3 protein-coding genes are annotated in these 2,548 nt (G+C 73.2%); 2 read left to right on the top strand and 1 reads right to left on the bottom strand.

Annotation, left to right across the window (positions count from 1 at the left end; genetic code table 11):
* Positions 1–343, top strand: a 343-nt coding sequence (locus AC08OP_RS23960) for a cobalamin-dependent protein (protein WP_476616241.1), incomplete at its 5' end; no start/stop codon positions are given.
* A 44-nt stretch (positions 344–387) separates the two neighbouring features.
* The gene (meaB, locus tag AC08OP_RS23955) at positions 388–1,413 is read left to right on the top strand and encodes a methylmalonyl Co-A mutase-associated GTPase MeaB (RefSeq protein ID WP_476616240.1); all 1,026 of its coding nucleotides are present in this window, start codon (positions 388–390) and stop codon (positions 1,411–1,413) included.
* A gap of 243 nt (positions 1,414–1,656) precedes the next feature.
* Here meaB and AC08OP_RS23950 read toward each other — a convergent pair.
* The coding region (locus tag AC08OP_RS23950; RefSeq protein WP_476616239.1) for a DnaJ C-terminal domain-containing protein at positions 1,657–2,548 on the bottom strand (892 nt) is incomplete at its 5' end.

Raw genomic sequence — 2,548 nt, 5'->3', positions numbered from 1 at the left:
GCTGCGGGCCCGTGACGCCGGTTTCGAGGTCGTCTACCAGGGGATCCGGCTGACGCCGGCGCAGATCGTGGCCGGGGCTGTCGAGGAGGACGTGCACGTCGTCGGGCTGTCGGTGCTCTCCGGTTCCCATCTCGACCTGGTGCCCCAGGTGCTGACGGGGCTGCGGGCGGCCGGGGCGGGTGAGATCCCCGTCATCGTGGGCGGCATCATCCCCGCGGCGGACGCGGACGAGCTCTCCCGACTCGGGGTGGCCGCGGTGTTCACGCCCAAGGACTACGAGCTCATCGCCATCATCCGGGGCATCCTCGACGTCGTACGGGCCGCCAACAAGCTCGATCAGTGAGCTCGATCAGTGAGGTGGCCGTGACGGTTGGGGATGGTACCCGGGTGGGCTCGTCAATCGAGTCGGTGACCGAACTCGTCACCGCCGCCGTCGCGGGGAACCGCCGCGCGGTGGCGAGGCTCATCTCCATGGTCGAGGACGGCTCGCCGCACCTGCGGCGGATCGAGCAGCTGCTGATGCCCCGCACCGGGGGCGCGCAGGTGATCGGCCTCACCGGGGCGCCGGGGGTCGGCAAGTCCACCTCCACCTCCGCGCTGGTGGGCGCCTACCGGGCTGCGGGCCGGCGGGTCGGCGTGCTGGCCGTCGATCCCTCGTCCCCGTTCACCGGCGGCGCGCTGCTCGGCGACCGGATCCGGATGGTCGAGCACGCCACCGATCCGGGCGTCTTCATCCGCTCGCTGGCGACGCGCGGAAGTCTCGGCGGCCTGTCGACCGCCACGCCCCAGGCCCTGCGGGTTCTCGACGCCGTCGGGTTCGACGTCGTCCTGATCGAGACCGTCGGGGTGGGACAGGCCGAGGTGGACATTGCCGCCCTGGCGGACACCACGCTCGTCCTGGTCGCCCCGGGGATGGGGGACGGCGTCCAGGCTGCCAAGGCGGGCGTTCTGGAGATCGCCGACGTGCTGGTGGTCAACAAGGCCGACCGGCCGGGTGCGGACCGGACGGTCAACGAGCTCACCGCCATGCTCCGGATGGGCGGTGCCGGCCGCGGGGAGGACGACCGGCGTCCGCAGGTCGTGCGGACGGTCGCCGCCACCGGGCAGGGGGTGGCCGAGCTCGTCGAATCGATCGAGGCCCATCGGGACTGGCTGCTGCGCACGGGGCAGTTGCAGCGCCGGCGGCGTCGGCGCGCGGTCGACGAGATCTCGCGGATCGCCTTCGCCCGGCTGCGGGAGCGGATCGGGGACCTGCGGTCCGGAGCCGCGATCAACCAGTTCGCCGGCGAGGTCGTCGCCGGCGGACTCGACCCCCACACCGCGGCTGATCGTCTCCTCGACGAGGCACTCGCCGCCCAGGCCGTCGCTGGCCTGGCCGCCGGTCACACCGGGGCGGTGAAACCGACCAGGTAACCGCGGTCGTGGCAGCAGCGGCAGGGGTCGATCACCAGCACGGTCCGAACCCGGCCGGCCCGGAATCCCGCCACATGGGACACCGTGCGGCACCGACCGTGGCAGGTCGGGCAAATGGTGTTCGGCTTGGCGTCCACGTGACGGTACCTTCCCGCGATGACGGGACATAACCTCTGGGCGCATCTCTACCTCTGGGCACGTGTCTGTACCTCTGGGCGCGTCTGCGCGCGGTGTCGGGCGGGTTCACGTTCTCGGGTCGAAGGCCGAGACGGCGGCCAGCTGCTCGAACAGCGCGCGTTCCCGGGCGGTCAGGGCCGGCGGCACCGCCACGCACACCTCGGCGTGCAGGTCGCCGGGTGGGCCGGTGGGGTTGGGTAGGCCGGCGCCGCGTAGGCGCAGTCGCCGGCCGCTGGACGATCCTGCCGGGACGCGCACCTTGATCTCACCGCCGGGGGTGGTGACCGGGACCCGGGCGCCCAGGGCGGCCTCCCAGGGGGTGACCGGCAACGGGACGTGGATGTCTCGTCCGGACAGCCGGTAACGTGGATGCGGCGCGATCTTCACGTGTAGGTAGAGGTCGCCGGGCTGGCCGTGCCTGCTGCCGCGGCTGCCTTGGCCGGTCAGCCGGATGCGCTGGCCGTCGACCACCCCCCGCGGGATGGTGACCTGGTAGCTGCGTGGGCTGCCGCCGGGGCCGGCGAGGGTGATCTGACGCCGCCCGCCCCGGTAGGCCTCCTCGACGGTCAGCTCGAGCTCGGCTTCCTGATCGGCGCCGGGGATCGGCCCGGTCGCGCCGCGGGCCCCGAACAGGCCACCGAACAGGTCACCGAACAGGTCACCGAAGGTGCTCCCGCCGAGGCCCGCGCCACCGGGGCCGGCACGTCCGAAACCCATGTCGGCGAAGTCTGCGGAGTCGGTGACGTCGGCGAAGTCGGTGCCGCCGAAGCCCGGTTCGGCCCGGACCCGGCCGGTGCGGCTCCAGCCCCGGCCGGCCCGGCCGAAGCCCGGCCCGGCGGCCACCCGTTCGTCGTAGTCCTCGGGGAGGCGCCGGAAGTCCGCGCCGAACCGGTCGTAGCGCGCCCGCGTCTTCGGGTCGGACAGCACGTGGTACGCCTCACCGATCTCCTTGAACCGC

It is taken from the genome of Frankia sp. CeRuru1 (assembly GCF_977966315.1).
This window is presented reverse-complemented; position numbering and strand designations above follow the sequence as displayed.